Origin of the sequence: Streptomyces viridochromogenes DSM 40736 (assembly GCF_000158955.1) — a bacterium.
Lineage (GTDB): Bacteria > Actinomycetota > Actinomycetes > Streptomycetales > Streptomycetaceae > Streptomyces > Streptomyces venetus.
This window is the reverse complement of the sequence record NZ_GG657757.1, coordinates 7,071,936-7,089,623: the sequence shown is the minus strand read 5'-3', so window position 1 is coordinate 7,089,623 and position 17,688 is coordinate 7,071,936. Positions and strand designations below refer to the sequence as shown.

Annotated in this window: 16 protein-coding genes; 11 read left to right on the top strand and 5 right to left on the bottom strand. The window is 71.3% G+C overall.

The genetic code is table 11. The annotated features are described in order from the left end of the window. The first annotated feature begins 167 nt into the window (after positions 1-167). The 7 genes from SSQG_RS31050 to SSQG_RS31020 all read left to right on the top strand — a co-directional run bounded on the left by SSQG_RS31050 (position 168) and on the right by SSQG_RS31020 (position 8,928). Complete coding sequence (locus tag SSQG_RS31050) at positions 168-1,430, top strand: ABC transporter substrate-binding protein (protein WP_003993909.1); 1,263 nt, start codon at positions 168-170, stop codon at positions 1,428-1,430. A 20-nt stretch (positions 1,431-1,450) separates the two neighbouring features. Continuing rightward, positions 1,451-2,416, top strand: a complete 966-nt coding sequence (locus SSQG_RS31045) for a carbohydrate ABC transporter permease (protein WP_003993908.1) — start codon at positions 1,451-1,453, stop codon at positions 2,414-2,416. Further along, positions 2,413-3,294 (top strand): carbohydrate ABC transporter permease, encoded by an 882-nt coding sequence (locus SSQG_RS31040; protein WP_003993907.1) that lies wholly within the window; start codon positions 2,413-2,415, stop codon positions 3,292-3,294. The genes SSQG_RS31045 and SSQG_RS31040 overlap by 4 nt, the downstream gene beginning before the upstream one ends. 12 nt (positions 3,295-3,306) lie before the next feature. Beyond that, positions 3,307-6,177 carry a glycoside hydrolase family 2 TIM barrel-domain containing protein gene (locus SSQG_RS31035; protein ID WP_003993906.1) on the top strand — a complete coding sequence of 957 codons (2,871 nt, stop codon included), beginning with the start codon at positions 3,307-3,309 and terminating at the stop codon, positions 6,175-6,177. A gap of 142 nt (positions 6,178-6,319) precedes the next feature. Beyond that, positions 6,320-7,315, top strand: a complete 996-nt coding sequence (locus tag SSQG_RS31030) for an ABC transporter ATP-binding protein (protein WP_039934011.1) — start codon at positions 6,320-6,322, stop codon at positions 7,313-7,315. Position 7,316: 1 nt separating this feature from the next. Next, complete coding sequence (locus SSQG_RS31025; RefSeq protein WP_003993903.1) at positions 7,317-8,120, top strand: ABC-2 family transporter protein; 804 nt, start codon at positions 7,317-7,319, stop codon at positions 8,118-8,120. A 1-nt stretch (position 8,121) separates the two neighbouring features. Beyond that, a complete protein-coding gene (locus SSQG_RS31020; protein ID WP_003993902.1) occupies positions 8,122-8,928 on the top strand; it encodes an ABC transporter permease in 807 nt (268 codons plus the stop codon). Positions 8,929-8,941: 13 nt separating this feature from the next. Here the strand turns inward: SSQG_RS31020 and SSQG_RS31015 are convergent, their stop codons facing one another. After that, positions 8,942-11,311, bottom strand: coding sequence for a glycoside hydrolase family 65 protein (locus tag SSQG_RS31015; RefSeq protein WP_003993901.1), 2,370 nt, complete (start codon positions 11,309-11,311; stop codon positions 8,942-8,944). Positions 11,312-11,325: 14 nt separating this feature from the next. Next, a complete protein-coding gene (locus SSQG_RS31010; protein WP_003993900.1) occupies positions 11,326-12,207 on the bottom strand; it encodes a universal stress protein in 882 nt (293 codons plus the stop codon). Positions 12,208-12,465: 258 nt separating this feature from the next. On the opposite strand from SSQG_RS31010, the gene SSQG_RS31005 reads away from it, so the two are divergent. After that, positions 12,466-12,924, top strand: a complete 459-nt coding sequence (locus SSQG_RS31005) for a Crp/Fnr family transcriptional regulator (protein ID WP_003993899.1) — start codon at positions 12,466-12,468, stop codon at positions 12,922-12,924. A gap of 47 nt (positions 12,925-12,971) precedes the next feature. Continuing rightward, complete coding sequence (locus SSQG_RS31000) at positions 12,972-13,637, top strand: CBS domain-containing protein (RefSeq protein ID WP_003993898.1); 666 nt, start codon at positions 12,972-12,974, stop codon at positions 13,635-13,637. A gap of 144 nt (positions 13,638-13,781) precedes the next feature. Here the strand turns inward: SSQG_RS31000 and SSQG_RS30995 are convergent, their stop codons facing one another. The 3 genes from SSQG_RS30995 to SSQG_RS30985 form a co-directional block, all read right to left on the bottom strand. Continuing rightward, complete coding sequence (locus SSQG_RS30995; protein WP_039934010.1) at positions 13,782-14,381, bottom strand: Rv1733c family protein; 600 nt, start codon at positions 14,379-14,381, stop codon at positions 13,782-13,784. A gap of 117 nt (positions 14,382-14,498) precedes the next feature. Then, on the bottom strand, positions 14,499-15,173 hold the full coding sequence (locus SSQG_RS30990; protein WP_003993896.1) for a helix-turn-helix domain-containing protein: 675 nt from the start codon (positions 15,171-15,173) through the stop codon (positions 14,499-14,501). 23 nt (positions 15,174-15,196) lie between these two features. Then, positions 15,197-16,270: a zinc-dependent alcohol dehydrogenase family protein gene (locus SSQG_RS30985; protein ID WP_003993895.1), complete on the bottom strand. Its 1,074-nt coding sequence runs from the start codon at positions 16,268-16,270 to the stop codon at positions 15,197-15,199. A 192-nt stretch (positions 16,271-16,462) separates the two neighbouring features. Here SSQG_RS30985 and SSQG_RS30980 point away from each other — a divergent pair, with 192 nt between their 5' ends. Then, positions 16,463-16,849 (top strand): STAS domain-containing protein, encoded by a 387-nt coding sequence (locus SSQG_RS30980; protein ID WP_003993894.1) that lies wholly within the window; start codon positions 16,463-16,465, stop codon positions 16,847-16,849. A gap of 105 nt (positions 16,850-16,954) precedes the next feature. Further along, the gene (locus SSQG_RS30975) at positions 16,955-17,656 is read left to right on the top strand and encodes a response regulator (RefSeq protein WP_003993893.1); all 702 of its coding nucleotides are present in this window, start codon (positions 16,955-16,957) and stop codon (positions 17,654-17,656) included. Positions 17,657-17,688 lie beyond the last annotated feature (32 nt).

Genomic DNA, 17,688 nt, shown 5'->3' with positions numbered 1-17,688 from the left:
CAACGCTTCGAACAGACTTCGTCCAACCCCTTGCCGAAGCCTTAGCCGAAGCTCTAGCGTCCCGCACCGCACCCTCTCTTTGAGCCATCTGGCGCGAGCCCCCGGGCCGTACGCCATTCGGCAGTGAGCCGAAGAGCCGCAGCCGCACTCGAGACAAGGACGTCAGCATGTCGGCATCGAGCAACATGAACTGGGACCGCCGAAACGTACTGCGGGCCGCGATGGGCCTGGCCGCCGCCGGCGGACTCGCCGCGTGCGGCAGCAACACCGGACGCGGCGCGGGCGGGTCGGGCGACGCCCTCGTCCAGTACTTCCACGCGTACGGCGAGGCGGGCGTCGAGCAGGCCGTGAAGCGCTACGCGAAGGCGTACAAGGACGCCAACGTGGCCACCCAGTGGATCACCGGCAACAACTACGAGCAGAAGCTCTTCGCCGCGCTGCTCACCAAGAACGCGCCCGACGTCTTCGAGTTCCACCCGCAGATCCAGATGGTCAAGAGCGGCCAGGTGGCCGACCTGAGCGACATCATCGATCCGGTCAAGGACGACTTCAACCCGGCCGACATCAAGTCGCACACGGTCGACGGCAAGATATACGGCGTCCGGATGATCGACGACCCGCAGTTCCTCTTCTACCGGCCCTCGCTCTTCAAGAAGGCCGGGGTCCAGGTTCCGACCACGCTGGAAGAGTTGATCGAGGCTGCCGACAAGCTGACCACGAGCAAGGTCAAGGGCCTCTTCCTCGGCAACGACTTGACGTCGATCGACCGCCCGCTGATCTGGTCGGCCGGTGCCGACACGCTCACCGCGGACAACAAGCCCGCCTTCAACACGGACGCCGTCGCCGACGGTCTGAAGCAGCTGCGCGCTCTCTTCACCAGCGGCAACCTGCTCCTCGACGCCCCCGCCGACTCGTGGGACCCGTCGGCCCTCATCCAGGGCCTCACCGCGATCCAGTGGTGCGGCATGTGGGCCATGCCGGCCATGCAGAAGGCGCTCGGCGACGACATCGGCATCTTCCCGTTCCCGAAGGTCGGCTCGGCCGGCAAGCAGTCGGTCTACAACGGCGGCTGGTCGATGTTCGTCAACGCCAAGGGCAAGAACGTCGAGGCGGCCAAGGAATACGTCAAGTGGCTGTGGATCGACCAGAAGAAGTACCAGGAGGACTTCGCCACCTCCTACGGCTTCCACATCCCGCCGCGCACCTCGCTCGCCGCGTCCGCGACCAAGCTGAAGTCCGGCCTGCCGGCCGAGGGCGTGAAGCTCTTCAACGAGTTCGGGCACTTCGACAACATCGGCTGGACGCAGGCCATGATCGCCGCGTTCTGGGACGTGATCGCCAACACCGTCCGCAAGAACGGCGACCCCAAGGCCGCGCTCGATGCCTGTGAGAAGAAGGTCGACGCCGAACTCAAGAAGCTCTTCGGTTAGGCCGCCGGACGGATCTCGACATGTCGACCACCACCACACGCGGGGTCGCCCAGCCCGCCCCGGCCAAGGTCTCCAAGGCCCGGCCGCGGCGGGGCCTCGGGGCGAGCAGCACCTTCAACTTCTGGCTCTTCACCGGCCCCTTCCTGATCGGCCTGGTGATCTTCGTCTTCGTGCCCATCGGCTGGAGCATCTGGCTCAGCTTCTTCGAGGCACGATTCACGGTCACGCCGAGCGAGTTCGTCGGCCTCGACAACTACAAGCAGGTCCTGACGGACACGAACTTCCGGAACTCGCTCGTCACGTTCACCGTGTTCGCCGCGTTCATCGTGCCCGCCACCTGGGCCATGTCGCTGGGGCTCGCCCTGCTGGTCAACCGGCTGCGGTTCATGCGGGCGTTCTTCCGGTCGGTGTTCTTCCTGCCGACCGCGGTCAGCTATGTCGCCGCCGCGCTGATCTGGAAGATGTCCATCTTCAACGGCGTCCGCTTCGGCCTGGCCAACACCTTCCTCGGCTGGTTCGGCATCGACAACATCGCCTGGCTGGCCAACCCCGACCCGCCCTGGTACTGGCTGGTCATCGTGACCGTCCGCCTCTGGCTCCAGTCGGGCTTCTACATGATCCTCTTCATCGCGGCGCTGCAGAACATCCCGCGGGAGCTGTATGAGGCCGCCTCCATCGACGGCGCCAAGCCGGGCTGGCAGACGTTCCGGCACATCACGCTGCCGCAGCTGCGCGCCACCTCCACCGCGGTGATCCTGCTGCTGCTGGTCGCCGCCTACCAGGCCTTCGACGAGTTCTTCAACCTGCTCGGCAAGGCCACCTGGGGCCAGCCGCCGCTGGTCGAGCTCTACAAGATGGCCCTCGGCCAGAACCAGAACTACGGCGCGGGCAGCGCGGGCGCGGTCGTCCTGACCCTGCTCATCTGCGTCGTGACCCTCTTCCAGGGCAAGATCATGGGCTTCGGAAGGGGCGAGGAGTCCAAGTGACCACCACAGCACCCGACGTCAGGAAGACCGCCGAGCCGGTCAAGGCCAAGCGCGGCGGCGTCATCGGAAACACCGGCCTGTACATCGCGACCGGCGTCGCGGGCCTGCTCTTCCTCATCCCCTTCTATCTGATCGTCCGCAACGCGCTGATGACGGACCCGGAGATCACGGGCGAGGAGTGGAAGTGGCTCCCCACCTCCATCCAGTGGGGCAACTTCAGCGAGCCCTTCGACGACGTCACCGTCGACTTCGCCCGGGCCCTGTGGAACTCCGTGGTCGTGGCCGTCCTGCACACCTCGGGCATCCTGCTGATCTGCTCGCTCGCCGGGTACGGCCTCGCGCGGATCCCCTACAAGCACGCCAACAAGGTGTTCTACGCCGTCCTGGCGACGCTGATGGTTCCCACGGCGGTCACCTTCGTGCCCAGCTTCGTTCTGGTCTCGTCCCTCGGCTGGGTGGACAGTTACCGGGGTCTCATCATCCCGGGCCTCTTCAGTGGTTTCACGTGCTTCCTGTTCCGGCAGTACTTCCTTGGGTTCCCGAAGGAGCTCGAGGAGGCGGCGCGCGTGGACGGGCTCGGCTACTGGGGCGCGTACTGGCGGATCGTCGTGCCGAACTCGCTGAACTTCTTCGCGGCCATCGCCACGATCACCTTCATCAACGGCTGGAACGCCTTCCTGTGGCCCCTGGTCATCGGACAGGATCCGAGTGCCTGGACCGTGCAGGTCGCACTGTCGTCGTACATGACGAACCAGACCGTCAACTACCACCTGATCTTCATGGCCACCGCCATCTCGATCCTGCCCCTGATCTTCGTCTTCCTCTTCCTCCAGCGCTGGCTGGTGCAGGGGATCGCGCAGACCGGCATCAAGGGCTGAGCTAGGAGACCGATGTCTTTCCGCACCACCCCATCCGTCGACTACGTCGAGGACGTCTCCCCCGGCAGCGGGGCCCTGCCGCCCCGTGCCTGGTACGCGGCCTCGGACGCCCCGTCCCTGTCGCTGAACGGCAGCTGGCGGTTCCGGCTGTCGGCGACGATCGACGCCGAGGACGACTCGTTCGCCGGGGAGGGCTTCGACGCCGGTGACTGGGCCGAGGTCACGGTCCCCGGGCACTGGGTCCTCCAGGGCGACGGGGCGTTCGGGTCGCCGATCTACACCAACCACCTGTACCCCTTCCCGGTGGACCCGCCGCACGTCCCGACGGAGAACCCGACCGGCGACCATCTGCGCGTCTTCGACCTGCCGTCCGACTGGCCGGCGGACGGTGGCGCGGTGCTGCGGTTCGACGGGGTCGAGTCCTGCGCCCGGGTCTGGCTGAACGGCACGGAGCTCGGCGAGTTCAAGGGCTCCCGGCTGCCGCACGAGTTCACGGTCGAGCACCTGCTGAAGCCCGGCGGCAACGTCCTCGCGGTGCGTGTGCACCAGTGGTCGGCGGGGTCGTACCTGGAGGACCAGGACCAGTGGTGGCTGCCGGGCATCTTCCGAGACGTGACGTTGCTGCACCGCCCGGCGGGCAGCGCGGGCGACTTCTTCGTGCACGCCTCGTACGACCACACCACCGGTGAGGGCACCCTGCGCGTCGACTCCGACGTCGAGGGGCGGGTGACCGTCCCGGCCCTGGACATCGACGTCGCGACCGGCGAGACGGTGACGGTCGCGGTCGAGCCGTGGACCGCCGAGACGCCGAAGCTGTACGACGGTGTGCTGGCCACCAAGGGCGAGCGGGTGCCGCTGCGGATCGGTTTCCGTACGGTCGTCCTGGAGGACGGCCTGATCAAGGTCAACGGAACGGCCGTCCTCTTCAAGGGCGTCAACCGGCACGAGTGGCACCCGGAGCGGGGCCGTGCCCTCGACCTGGAGACCATGCGCGAGGACGTGCTGCTGATGAAGCGGCACAACCTCAACGCCGTGCGCACCTCGCACTACCCGCCGCACCCGGCCTTCCTCGACCTGTGCGACGAGTACGGCCTGTGGGTCATCGACGAGTGCGACCTGGAGACCCACGGGTTCACCGAGCAGGACTGGCGGGACAACCCGGTCGACGACGACCGCTGGACGCCGGCGCTGCTGGACCGGGCCGCGCGCATGGTCGAGCGGGACAAGAACCACCCGTCGGTGGTGTTCTGGTCGCTGGGCAACGAGGCCGGCACCGGGCGCGGCCTCACCGCCATGGCCGAGTGGATCCACGAGCGGGACCCCGAGCGGCTGGTGCACTACGAGGGCGACTGGAACTGCCGCGACACCGACGTGTACTCGCGGATGTACGCCTTCCACGACGAGGTCGACAAGATCGGGCAGCGGCTCGACGGCGGCACCCACAAGCGCCGGGAGCTGCCGTTCATCCAGTGCGAGTACGGGCACGCGATGGGCAACGGGCCGGGCGGGCTCGCCGACTACCAGGAGCTGTTCGAGAAGCACGAGCGGCTTCAGGGCGGGTTCATCTGGGAGTGGATCGACCACGGCGTGCGCCACGCCGAGCTGGGCTACGCCTACGGCGGTGACTTCGGCGAGGAGTTGCACGACGGGAACTTCGTGTGCGACGGGCTGATCTTCCCCGACCGGACGCCGTCGCCGGGTCTGATCGAGTACAAGAAGGTCATCGAGCCGGTCCGGATCGAGGGCGAGGGCGCGAGCGGCACCGTGCGGATCACCAACAAGCAGGACTTCGCGGACCTGTCCGCGCTGGCCTTCGAGTGGTCCTGCCAGGTCGACGGCGAGACCGTCGAGTCGGGTTCGCTGGCGGTGCCGGTCCTCGCGCCGGGCGAGAGCGCGGAGGTGAAGCTGCCGGAGCCGCCCGCGGACGGCCGGGGCGGCGAACGGCAGTGGACGGTGCGGGCGCTGCTCGCGGACGACACGGCCTGGGCCGCCAGGAACCACGTCGTGGCGTGGGGGCAGTTCGCCGTCGCGGCGCGGCCGCTGCCGGTCGTCCCCGCGACCGACCGGCCGGTGCGCGACGACGACCGGATCACCCTCGGCCCGGCCGAGTTCGACGCGCGCACCGGTGCGCTGCGGTCGATCGGCGGCGTGAAGGTGGGTTCGCCACGGCTGGACGTGTGGCGGGCGCCGACCGACAACGACGACGGCGCCGAGTGGCAGACGGACACCCGCTACGGGATGCTCTGGCGCACCCTCGGCCTGCACCGGATGCGGCACCGCCTGGCCTCGGTCGAGGTGGGCGAGGACGCGCTGACGGTACGCACCCGGGTGGCGCCCGCGGCCCGCGAGGTCGGCCTGGACACCGTGTACCGCTGGACGTCCGACGGCGAGCGGCTGCGGCTGACCGTGTCCGTGACACCGGAGGGCGACTGGACGGTGCCGCTGCCGCGGCTCGGCGTGCGTTTCGGGCTGTCCGAGGCCGACTCGGTGGAGTGGTTCGGCGGCGGCCCCGGCGAGGCGTACCCGGACACCAGGACGGCGTCCATGGTCGGCCGCTGGCAGTCGACGGTGGACGGCCTGCAGACGCCGTACGTCCGCCCGCAGGAGAACGGCGCCCGTGCCGACGTCCGCTGGGTGGAGCTCGGCGGGCTGCGGATCGAGGGCGACCCGGAGTTCTTCTTCACCGCGCGGCGCTGGACGACCGAGCAGCTGGAGGCGGCGCGGCACCGCACCGACCTCACGCCCGGCGACACGGTGTGGGTCAACCTCGACCACGGTCAGCACGGCATCGGCTCGCAGTCGTGCGGCCCGGGTCCGCTGCCGCAGTACTTCCTGAAGGCGGAGCCGGCGGAGTTCTCGTTCGTGTTCTCGGCCGCCCGGTAAGAAGAACGCCAGGTAAGAAACCGATTAATCGATTGACCAATTGATCGACATTCCGACAGTGTCGGGGCGTCATCCGCGGCCGGTCGGCCCTCGAAGCCGACCGGCCGCGACTGCTTTCACCACAAGGAAGTCGGTGAGTCGGTTGAATGTCGCCATCGAGGTCCGGGGACTGTCCCGGACCTTCCACACCACAGTCCGCCGCCCCGGGTTGCTGGGCGCTGTCAGATCACTGGTCAACCCCGAACGGGTGGCCAAGCACGCCGTCTCCGACATCACCTTCGACGTGGCCCCGGGCGAGCTCCTCGCCCTGCTCGGCCCGAACGGGGCCGGCAAGTCCACCACCATCAAGATCCTGACCGGCATCCTCACGCCCACCGCAGGCGAGGCCCGGGTCGCGGGCGTCGTGCCGTACCGGGAGCGCGAGCGCAACGCCCGGAACATCGGCGCGGTGTTCGGGCAGCGCACCCAGTTGTGGTGGGACCTGCCGGTGCGCGAGTCGTTCGCGATCCTCCGGGACATCTACGAGGTGCCGAGGGCCGAACACGCCGCCCGGCTTGCGGAGTTCGACGACATCCTGGAGCTGTCGTCGTTCTGGGACACCCGGGTCCGCCACCTCTCCCTCGGACAGCGGGTGCGCAGCGACCTGGCCGCCGCGCTGCTGCACGACCCGCCCGTGGTGTTCCTCGACGAGCCGACCATCGGCATGGACGTGGTGGTCAAGGAGCAGGTGCGGGAGTTCCTGCGGCACCAGGTGGAGCAGCGCGGCCGTACGGTCCTGCTGACCACGCACGACATGACCGAGGTCGAGCGGCTCGCCGAGCGGGTCGTGCTGGTCAACCACGGCCGGCTGGTGCTGGACGGCACCCTCGACGAGATCCGCCGCAAGTTCGGCTCGACGTGGCAGGTGCGGGCCACGCTCGCCGACCCGCACGCCGAGGTCGTACCGCCGCCCGGGACCACGCTGCTGCGGCACGAGGGCGCGCGGGTCGTCTTCGGCCCGGACGGGTCCGGGGCGCCCACCGTCCACCAGGCGCTCAAGGCCGTGATCGAGCGGTACGAGGTGACGGACATCGCCCTGGACGAGGCGGACCTGGAGGACGTGATGCGGGCCGCGTACGTGCACGTCGAGGAGGTGTGAGGTGGCCACGCCGCACGCCTGGCGCGCCGGCCGCGTCACCCCGCTCGGCGAGCTGAACGCCCCGCCCCGGATGACCGCCGTCGCCCTGCGGCTGGCCGTCCAGGTGGTGCTGGTCTGGTCGCTGTGGCGCGGCCTGTACGCGCACACGGGCACGACCGCGGGGCTGAGCCGCGACCAGGCGGTCACGTACGCCGTCCTGGCCGTGCTGGCCTCCCGGCTGCGGGAGCTGGACCAGTACGCGGGCCGGGACAGCGTCCTCCAGCACATGCACTTCGGCACCATCGTCTACTGGTACCTGCGTCCGCTGCCGCCGCAGCGCTACTACGCCCTGCGGGCCGCGGGCGAGCAGCTGTACGGGCTGGCGTGGGCGCTGACCGGGTACCTGATCTGTCTGGCCGCGGGGGTCGTCGAGCCGCCCCCGTCGGCCTCGGTGGCCGGGGTGTTCGTGCTCAGCATGCTGCTGGGCCAGTGGGTCCTGTACTACGTCATGCTCGTGCTCGACCAGTTGTGCTTCTGGACGATCCGCAACACCGCGGCGATGCTCATCCTGCTGTTCGCGCAGAACCTGCTGTCCGGGGTGTACGCGCCGCTGTGGTTCTTCCCGGACTGGTTCGTGACGATGAGCGCCTTCCTGCCGTTCCAGGCCACGCTGAGCGTGCCGTTGTCGTTGTACGTGGGGCGGATCCCCCTGTCCGACGCGGCCTTCCAGCTCTCGGTCCAGGCCGCGTGGGTCGTGGCGCTGGCGTTGTTCACCCGGCTGTTGTGGCGGCGGGCCGCCCGGCGCGTGATCTCGCAGGGAGGCTGACATGTCACTCAAGGCTCTGCGGATCGTGTGGCGCATCACCGCGCTCAACTTCCGCGCGCAACTGGAGTACCGCACCGAGTTCCTGCTGATGATCGCGATCGGGGCGATCTGGCAGGTGTCGGTGATCGTGTTCGCCACGGTGCTGCTGTCCCGGTTCACCGGGATGGGCGGCTGGGACAGCTCCGACGTGCTGCTGATCCCGGCGACGCGGATGCTGGCGCACGGGCTGTTCGTGCTGTTCCTGGGACGGATGCACTGGGCCGGACGGCAGGTCCAGGAAGGCCGCATCGACATCTACCTGATGCGTCCCATGCCGGTCCACCGCCAGATCCAGCTGGCGTTCTTCCCGACCAACGCCATCGGAGACCTGACGGTGGCCGCGGGCCTGATGGTGGGCGCGCTCGCCCGCAGCGACATGGACTGGACGACGGGCCGCGTCACCTACCTGATCGCGGCCGTCCTCGGCGGCATGCTGCTGGAGGCGGCCCTGTTCACGGTCGTGGCCAGTGCGTCCCTGCGCTTCCCGGCCGCCGACATGTGGGGCCGCTGGCTGGAGGAGCTCCTCGGCACCTTCGGCAGCTACCCGCTGAACGTCCTCCCGAGGGCGGTGGGCGGCCTCCTCACCTTCGGTCTGCCGCTGGCCTTCGTCGCGTACTTCCCGGCGGCGGTCCTGACCGGCCACGGCCACGGCACCGGCGTGCCCTACTGGCTGGCGGCGGCCTCACCGCTGCTGGGGCTGCTGGCGTATCTGGGGGCGCGACTGGTGTGGCGGTGGAGTCTGCGGCACTACAGCGGGATCAACGGGTGACGGTGGCCCGCCGTCAGTCGGGCACCACGAGCGTGGCCGTCTCCCCCGGTTCGACGCCGACCGAGCGGTCGGGCAGCTCGACGTCGATCGGGGGGAGGTCGGAGGGCGGCACGGCGATCTCCAGCTCGCCGCTGGTCAGGCGCAGCCGTATCCCCCAGTGGCCCTGGTAGGCGATGGAGAATCCGTACGCCGACAGCTCCGGCAGCGGCACGGGGTCCAGCCACAGCGCCCCGGAGCGGGTCTCCAGGCCGGTCAGTCCCCGCTGGACCAGGTCGAGGGTGCCGGCCATGGCGCCCAGGTGGATGCCCTCACCGGTGGTGCCGCCCTGAAGGTCGGCGATGTCGCCGCGCAGGGCCTCCTGGCAGAACTTCCAGGCCTCGGCGCGGCGGCATCGGGCCAGGACCCAGCCGTGCACCAGGCCGCTGAGGGTGGAGCCGTGGCTGGTGCGGGCCAGGTAGTAGTCGACGGTGCGCCGCCAGGTCTTCTCGTCCAGATGGTGGCCCAACCGTTCGAAGACGCCCTGTAGTTCGGCCGGTGAGAAGAGGTAGCCCAGCATCAGCACGTCGGCCTGTTTGGAGGCCTTGTAGTGGTTGACGCTGTCGCCCTCGGCCTCCAGGATCCGGTCCAGGCGCCGGATGTCACCGTAGCGCTCGCGGTAGGCGTCCCAGTCGAGTTCGGCGAGGTCGTCGTAGCCCTCGAACTGGCTGATGATCCCGTCGTGGAAGGGGACGTGGAGGGTGCGGGAGACGTCCTCCCAGCGGTCGGGCTCACCCTCGTCCAGGGCGGTGCGTTCGACGAGTTCGCGACGGCGGGGCTCCGGCAGGTCGCGCAGCACGTCGAGCGTCCGGGCGAGCACCCAGGCGGCCATGACGTTGGTGTACGCGTTGTCGTCCAGGCCGGGCCCGTCGGCGCCCGGGTAGGCCTCGTGGTACTCGTCGGGGCCGACCACGCCCCGGATGCGGTGCCGCCCCAGGGACGCGTCCCAGGTGGCCGAATCGGCCCAGAAACGCGCGATCTGCAGCAGCATCTCGGCGCCCTTGGTGTGGAGGAACTCGGCGTCGCCGCCGGCCTCGCAGTACTGCCACACGTTGTAGGCGACCGCGGAACCGACGTGGTGCTGCAGGTGGGTGTGGTCGGGCAGCCAGCGGCCCGAGCGGGGATTGAGGTGCAGCTGCTGTGTCTCCTCACGCCCGTCGCTGCCGCTCTGCCACGGGTACAGCGCCCCGCGCCTGCCGGTGGCCCGGGCCGCGGCGCGGGCCCGGTCCAGGCGCCGGTGGCGGTAGTGGAGCAGGGCGCGTGACACCTCGGGGAAGTGCAGGTTCAGGTACGGCAGGACGAAGAGCTCGTCCCAGAAGACGTGCCCGCGGTAGGCCTCGCCGTGCAGTCCGCGGGCCGGCACGCCCACGTCCAGGTCGGCGGTGTGCGGGGAGAGCGTCTGCAGCACGTGGAACAGGTGCAGGCTCAGAATGGCTCCCGCCTCCCCCGGGACGTCGAGTTCGGCCCGGCGCCACAGCTGGTTCCAGGCGGTGCGGTGCGAGGCCGGCAGTCCGTCGAAGCCCGGTGCCGCGCTCACCCGCTCCACGGCCGCCCGCAGCGGATCACTGATCGCCGAGTCGCGCGAGGTGTGGAGGGCGACCGTCTTGTCGACGGTGACGGTGCGGCCGGGGGCCAGGGTCAGCGTGAGCCGCTGCACGGCGCGCGCGGGTTCGTGCGCGTCCGCGACCGGTGCCGGGGCGGTCAGCCGGGCGGCCATGCCGATCCGGATGTCCGAGGTGCGGGTGCGGCACCGCAGCCACACCGTGCCGGGCGTGGCCGTACCGATGTGCGCGTGGGTCAGGTGGCGGCCGTCGAGGGCACGGTAGCGCGGCACCCCGCTGTTGGTGACTCCGGCGTCGATCGCCGCCTCGACCTCCAGCTCACCCGCGTATCCCTCGGCGGTGAACTCGGTGCGCAGCGCCGCCAGGTGCGGGTCGGCCATGTGCATCAGCCGCCACTGCCGTACGGACAGCGCCTGCCCCGGGCCGAGGGCGTAGCGGGTACGGCGCTCCAGCAGTCCCGAGTCCAGGTGCAGGGTCTGACGGTGGTCCAGGACCGTCGTCGTGTCCGGCGTGAGCCACTGGCCGCCCGGGAGGCGGAAGCGCAGCGGCAGCCAGTTGGGGAGGTTGACCAGGTCCTCGTTCTCGACGGGGCGTCCCGCGACGTTCGAGGTGAGCCGGTCGTAGCAGCCGGCCGCGTAGGTGCCCGGGTAGTGCACGTCGTCCGCCGCGCACTCGGGCAGCGCCCCGCGGGTGGCGAAGCAGCCGTTGCCCAGGGTGCACAGCGACTCCCGCAGCCGCTCCTCCGCGGGGCGGTACCCCTCGTACTCCCAGATCCGGTCCGTCACAGGGCGGCCCCCTCCTAGACGCGCTGCGGCACGACGGCCACGGGGCACTGGGCGTGGTGCAGCAGCGTGTGGGCCACCCTGCCGAACTGGAGCCCGAAGTGGCCCTGCCGGCGCCGGGCTCCGACGATCACGAGGTCGGCCGCGGCCGAGCGGTGCACCAGCACCTCGCGGGCCGGGCCCTCGACCGTCGCGCGGCGCACCCGTACGCCGGGGTGGTCGGCCACGGCGTCACGGACGAGTGCGTCGAGTTCGGTGCCCGCCTCTTCCGCGTGGTCCCGGCCGGGTGTCTCGGCGAGCGTGTCCGGGCCGGTGGTCCGGTATGCCGGGCGGCGCCAGGTCCGGACGACGTCCAGGACGCACCCGCGGGCCTCGGCCTCACGGAAGGCGAACCGCGCCGCCTCCTCGGTCGTGTCGGGTTCTCCGGCGCCGAGCAGGATCCGCTCATGGGTGCCGGCCAGTCCGGCCGGGTCGCCGCGCACCACGATCACCGGGCAGTGCGCGCGGGCCGAGACGGCCAGCCCGACGGAGCCGAGCAGCAGTCCCCTCAGTGCGCCGCGTCCACGCGAACCCGTGATCAGGGCGGTGGCGTTGTTGCCCTCGTGCAGCAGGGCGTCCGCCGCGTCGGCGAGGTGGACGTCGGTGGACACCTTCACGTCCGGGTTGCGCCGCCCGGCGCGCTCCGCCGCGGAGGCGACGATGTGGTCGGCCATCACCTGCGCCGCGGGGCGGCCCGGACCGGCCTTCGGGGTGAGGTTCTCGTACCGCTCCCAGAGGGAGCCGTGGACCAGCCGCAGTGGAAGACCGTGCCGGGCGGCCTCGTCCACCGCCCAGTCGATCGCCGGCAGGCTGCCGTCCGACCCGTCGACGCCCACGACCAGGGGGAGGTCCATCATCATCGTCCCCACCGCCTCATGCTCGGGCAGTCTGCAGATCCATTCTCACCGTCGCACCCGCGGCCGCTCGGCGCGAGGGGGCGGTCGGTCCCGGGCCAGGGACCAAGGGCCCTCGGCCGGGGCCGGGCGGCCCGTGGTGCGACGCGGGCGCCGGGCACACGCTGAAGTCAGCGGCCCCGGTCTCGGCGAGTGCCGAGACACCGCGGGCCCGCGTGACGGACCCGCCGCCCTGCCGCGGCGGGAGCTGAAGGGAGCCCGGCGATGACCTCCACCACCAACGTGTCCGCAGGCCTCACGGCCGAGCATCGCGAGCAGCTGATGCGCGTCGCCCGCGAGGTGTCGTTCGACGCCGGCACGCGCCTGTTCGAGGAAGGCCGGCGTGCCGACCGGTTCTGGATCGTGCGGACCGGGACGGTCGTGCTCGACATGCGCGTCCCGGGCCGGCGGGCCGCTGTCGTCGAGACCCTGGGGCACGGGGAACTGGTCGGCTGGTCGTGGCACTTCGCGCCGTACGTGTGGCATTTGGGCGCGGAGGCGATGAGCCCGGTGCGCGCCTACGAGTTCGACGCGGAGGCCGTGCGGGCCCTGTGCGCCCGGGACCCCGAGTTCGGCTGCGCGGTCGCGTCCTGGGTCGGCCGGGTGGTCGCCGACCGGCTGCACGCGTCCCGTGCCCGGCTGCTCGACCTGTACGCCCCCTACGGCGGCGGGAGCCCGGTATGAGCGGCCCCCGCTCCGGTACGCACCCCGGCCACCGAAGGAGAACGACCATGCACGGCAGCCCGCACATCGTCAGCGACGTCATGACGCACACCGTCGTGGCCGTCGGCCGTGACGCCGCGTTCAAGGACATCGTCGAGGTCATGGAGCAGTGGAAGGTCAGCGCGCTGCCCGTCCTGGAGGGAGAGGGCCGGGTGATCGGGGTCGTCTCCGAGGCGGACCTGCTGTTCAAGGAGGAGTTCCGCGACAGCGATCCGGACCGGTTCACCCAGCTGGGCAGGCTGTCCGACCTGGTCAAGGCGGGCGGGATGACGGCGGAGGACCTGATGAGCTCCCCGGCCGTCACCGTCCACACCGACGCCACCCTCGCCCAGGCCGCGCGCATCATGGCCCAGCGCAAGGTCAAGCGGCTGCCGGTCGTCAACGAGGAAGGCCTCCTCGAAGGCGTGGTCAGCCGGGCGGACCTGCTCAAGGTGTTCCTGCGGACCGACGAGGACCTGGCCGAGGAGGTCCGCCGCGAGGTCGTGAACCTCCTCTTCCCCACACCCGCCGGGCCCGTCCGTGTGGAGGTCCAGGACGGGGTCGTCACCCTCACCGGCCACGTCCGGGACACCGCCCTCGTGCCCGTCGCGGCCCGTCTGGTCCGCGCGGTCGAGGGTGTGGTGGACGTCGACTTCCGGCTGGCCGGGCACCCGGCCAGCAGCGAGCCGCGGTAGGCCGCGCGACGACCGGACGACCGGCGGTTTCCGTTCCGGAGACCGCCGGTTCCCTTCAGGTCAGTTTCCCTTCAGGTCAGTTCAGGTCAGTTTCCCTGCAGGTCAGTCGGGTCAGTCGGGGCGTCTTCGGGCGGGGCGTGCCGCTCAGCCCGTCATCCGCTTCCTCCACTGCGGTCCGACGCGCTCCCACTCCGCGTCCCACGCGGCCAGCCGCCGCCGGTCCAGTCGCGCGCGAGCGAGTCGTCCGCCGGCCCAGACCGCGACCGCGGTGCCGGACCCGGCCAGCAGGCCGGTGGCGGCCGCCTGGAACGCCGACTCCGTCGGAGTGAGGGGCTCGTCGACCAGCGCGCCGGTGCGGTCCGTCCACACCGTCACCCGGGTTCCGGCCGCGGCGGCCGGCTCGACCTGGGTCCGTCCGGTGTGCGCGCCGCCACCCGGGCCGGTCCAGCGCACCGTGGCCCACACCGTGTCGCCGTCGGAGCCGTCCGTCGACGCCTGCGGGGTCTTCGGCGCCTGCTGGGTCAGCACGGCCGGGACGGCATACGCATGAGCGCGCTGTGCGGCGAGGGCCCCGTCCGTGGCCCCGGCCGCGGCCAGCCCCACCAGCACCCCGCCCAGCACGGCGAGGACGCGGGCGACGAGCACGATCCAGGCCTCGATGCGGTCGCTGCGCCGGCGCAGCGGGTTGTTCCGCCACCGCCACAGCCGCACCCTGCCCACGTTCCTTCGGCGCGTCTCCGTCATCGCGTTTCACCCCTCACGGGCGTGCTTCCAGTCTGCGCCGCCAGTGCCTCACCGCGCCTCTCGCGGCGTCGGTCATCACGGCGGGCAGCGCGAAGACCCCGCCCCGGACGCCGCCGATCACAGCGTGATCCGGCGCCCGGTCACGGCCACCGGCTCGATGCTCAGCCACAGTTCGCGCCGGCCTCCCGCCCACGGGGTGCTGTACGCCTCTCTGTCGAGCCGGGCGCTCTCCTCCGGATCCGTCACGGCCCTCGCCGGGCCGCGCGCCAGCACGCTCCAGCCCTCGCTGAACGCCTCGTCGATGCGGTCGACCTCGAAGGCCACCTGGCGCCCGGCCGCCTCCGCGGGGGTGCTGCCGGAGTCGGTACGGAAGACGATCGCGCCCTCGACGACGCTGTAGTTGACCGGCACGACGACCGGCCCGGAGTCCCTGATCACGGCCAGCCGCCCCACTCCGTGCGTCGTGAGCAGGGAGCGGCACTCCGCCTCGGTCAGCTCGGTGAACCGGGGGGTGCGGGCGGCCCGTCCGAGGCCGGTGGGCAGCTCGGTGTCACCGCCGGTGAGGTGCCACACCGTGGTCTTCAGCGCCCCGGCCAGCTTGAGGAGGGAGCCGGCGCCCGGGGCCGCGGTCGGCTGCTCCTCCAGGTACTGGAGGTATGCCGTCGCCATGCCGGCGCGCGCCGCCGTCTCCTTGCGGGTCAGGCCGAGTTCCGTACGCCGCTGGGTGATCCGGCGCCCCAGGTCGCCCGCCGGGCGCCCCTCCACGGTGTGCGACGGAGCCTGTTCGGTCATGCCGCGTCACCTCTTCTCTTTCGTCAGGCCGCCCGGAAGGGGACGACCTCCTCGTGCCGCTCCCCGCCGAGCACGACCTTGAGCGCACCGGTGTCGGCGGCCCGCGCGAAGACGTCGTACGCCTCCTCCATGTCGGTCAGCGGGAAGGTGTGGGTGACCAGCCGTCCGGTGGGCAGGCGGCCCGCGGCCGCCATCCGGAGCAGCGTGGGGGTGGAGTAGGTGTCCACCAGGCCCGTGGTGATGGTGACGTTCTTGATCCACAGGTCTTCCAGGTGCAGGGTCGCGGGCCTGCCGTGCACGCCGATGTTGGCCACGTGCCCGCCGGGCCGCACCATGCGCGTGCAGAGTTCGAAGCTCTCCGGGACGCCGACCGCCTCGACGACCACGTCGGCACCCAGCCCGTCGGTGAGGTCCGCGATCAGCTGCTCGGGAGCCTCCCTGGCGTCCGCCACCGCGTCCGCGCCGAGCTGCCTGGCCGCGTCCAGCCGTGGCGTGGCGAGGTCCACGGCGACGATCCGCTCCGGCGCGAACAGCCGGGCCGTGGCGATGGCAGCGAGCCCGATGGGCCCGGCGCCGACGACGGCGACGGTGTCGCCGGGCCGTACGTGCCCGTTGAGCACACCGACCTCGTAGGAGGTCGGGAAGATGTCGGCCAGCAGCACGGCGTCCGCGCTGTCCAGGGTGCTGGGCAGCACATGCACGGAGAGGTCGGCGTACGGCACGCGGACGTACTCGGCCTGGGTGCCGTCGATCAGATGGCCGAGGATCCAGCCCCCGCCGCCCCGGCACTGGCCGTACATGCCCTCGCGGCAGTAGTGGCAGCGCCCGCAGGCGGTGATGCAGGAGACCAGCACCCGGTCCCCCGGGCGCACCGTGTGCACGTCACCGCCTACGTCGACGATCTCGCCGACCGCCTCGTGCCCCAGCACGGTGCCCGGGCGCACCTCGGGTACGTCGCCCTTGAGGATGTGCAGGTCCGTTCCGCAGATGGTGACGGCGTCGACGCGCACGATCGCGTCGGTCGCCTCCTTGGTGCCGGGATCCGGGACGTCCTCCCAGGCGGACTGTCCGGGGCCGTGGAAGACGTAGCCCCTCATGGCGTTCCCACCTTCCGTGCGGGGGCGATGTGCCCGGTTTGCACTGCGATTCCAGCTTGGCGCGGACCGGTGGCCCGCGCTTGGGCCGGTCGGCCCCATCCGCACGCCGGGCAGGGCCTCACGCAGCCGGCCCGCCGCACTGGGGCCGTTCGGCCCTACCGCGCTCCCCACCCGCCAGGCTTTGCTCGGACCATGTACGACTCCCCCGGCGGCTCCGCCACGCGGCCTGCGGAGCGCACGGCACGCGTGGTGACGCTGCACGACGAGATCGACCTGCTCACGGCACCGGCCCTGCGGGAGCGCCTCGACCTGCTGACCGCCGGTCCCCGCCCCGACCTGGTGCTGGACCTGCGCCCGGTGTCCTTCATCGACTGCGCCGGACTGGGCGTCCTGTGCCGGGCGCGCAATCGCGTGCTGGCCCGGCGCGGCCGGCTGCGGCTGGTCACCGACAGCGGTTTCCTCCGGCGCGTCCTGCGGCACGCCGGTCTGGCCGGGGTCTTCGAGGTGCTGCCCGGCATGCCGCCGCAGCCCAGGGAGGAGTGCGAGGAGGAGCGCGGCAAGGGTGTGGCAACGGTATGACAGGGGCCGATCGGCCCTAGTGCTTCCGTTGACCGCACGTGATGATCGTTGTCACGGGCGGTGCGCCGTCCGTCCTTCCGGCGTTCCGGGGAACGAGGGATCGAGATGACCGAGCCGCGCGCCTTCACCGAGGAGCACCCGATCCGGGTCTTTCTGCTCGACGACCACGAGGTGGTGCGCCGCGGTCTGGCCGATCTGCTGGACGCCGAGGCGGACATCTCGGTGGTCGGGGACGCCGAGAACGTCGAGCACGCGCTCGTCCGGGGCCCCGCGCTCCGTCCCGATGTCGCCGTGCTCGACGTACGCCTGCCGGACGGGGACGGGATCACCGTCTGCCGGGAGCTGCGCAGCCGGATGCCCGAGCTGGCCTGTCTGATGCTGACCTCCTTCGACGACGAGGAGGCCCTGCTCGACGCCATCATGGCCGGGGCCTCGGGGTACGTGCTCAAACAGATCAGGGGCTCCGACCTGGTCTCGGCGGTGCGCACCGTCGCCTCGGGGCGGTCCATGCTCGACCCGGAGACCACGGCCCGGCTGATGCGCTCGCTGCGCGCCGACCCGGCCGAGGAACCGGGCCTCGCCCCGGAGCTGGCGAGCCTGTCCCCGCGCGAGCGGGAGATTCTCGCCCTGATCGGGGACGGGCTGACCAACCGCGAGATCGGCAAGAAGCTCTATCTGTCCGAGAAGACGGTCAAGAACCACATCTCGCGGCTGCTGGCCAAACTCGGCGTACAGCGCCGCGTCCAGGCCGCGGTCCTCGCATCCCAGCTGGAGCGCCCCGGACCGAGTGAACGCCCCACCCACTGACCCCGACCGCCACCCGCACCGGCCCCCGACAC

Coding starts and splice junctions, on each gene's coding strand:
- SSQG_RS31050 (WP_003993909.1), top strand. CDS start 168: ATGTCGGCATCGAGCAACATGAACTGGGACCGCCGAAACGTACTGCGG.
- SSQG_RS31045 (WP_003993908.1), top strand. CDS start 1,451: ATGTCGACCACCACCACACGCGGGGTCGCCCAGCCCGCCCCGGCCAAG.
- SSQG_RS31035 (WP_003993906.1), top strand. CDS start 3,307: ATGTCTTTCCGCACCACCCCATCCGTCGACTACGTCGAGGACGTCTCC.
- SSQG_RS31020 (WP_003993902.1), top strand. CDS start 8,122: ATGTCACTCAAGGCTCTGCGGATCGTGTGGCGCATCACCGCGCTCAAC.
- SSQG_RS31010 (WP_003993900.1), bottom strand. CDS start 12,207: ATGATGATGGACCTCCCCCTGGTCGTGGGCGTCGACGGGTCGGACGGC.
- SSQG_RS31005 (WP_003993899.1), top strand. CDS start 12,466: ATGACCTCCACCACCAACGTGTCCGCAGGCCTCACGGCCGAGCATCGC.
- SSQG_RS31000 (WP_003993898.1), top strand. CDS start 12,972: ATGCACGGCAGCCCGCACATCGTCAGCGACGTCATGACGCACACCGTC.
- SSQG_RS30995 (WP_039934010.1), bottom strand. CDS start 14,381: ATGACGGAGACGCGCCGAAGGAACGTGGGCAGGGTGCGGCTGTGGCGG.
- SSQG_RS30990 (WP_003993896.1), bottom strand. CDS start 15,173: ATGACCGAACAGGCTCCGTCGCACACCGTGGAGGGGCGCCCGGCGGGC.
- SSQG_RS30985 (WP_003993895.1), bottom strand. CDS start 16,270: ATGAGGGGCTACGTCTTCCACGGCCCCGGACAGTCCGCCTGGGAGGAC.
- SSQG_RS30980 (WP_003993894.1), top strand. CDS start 16,463: ATGTACGACTCCCCCGGCGGCTCCGCCACGCGGCCTGCGGAGCGCACG.
- SSQG_RS30975 (WP_003993893.1), top strand. CDS start 16,955: ATGACCGAGCCGCGCGCCTTCACCGAGGAGCACCCGATCCGGGTCTTT.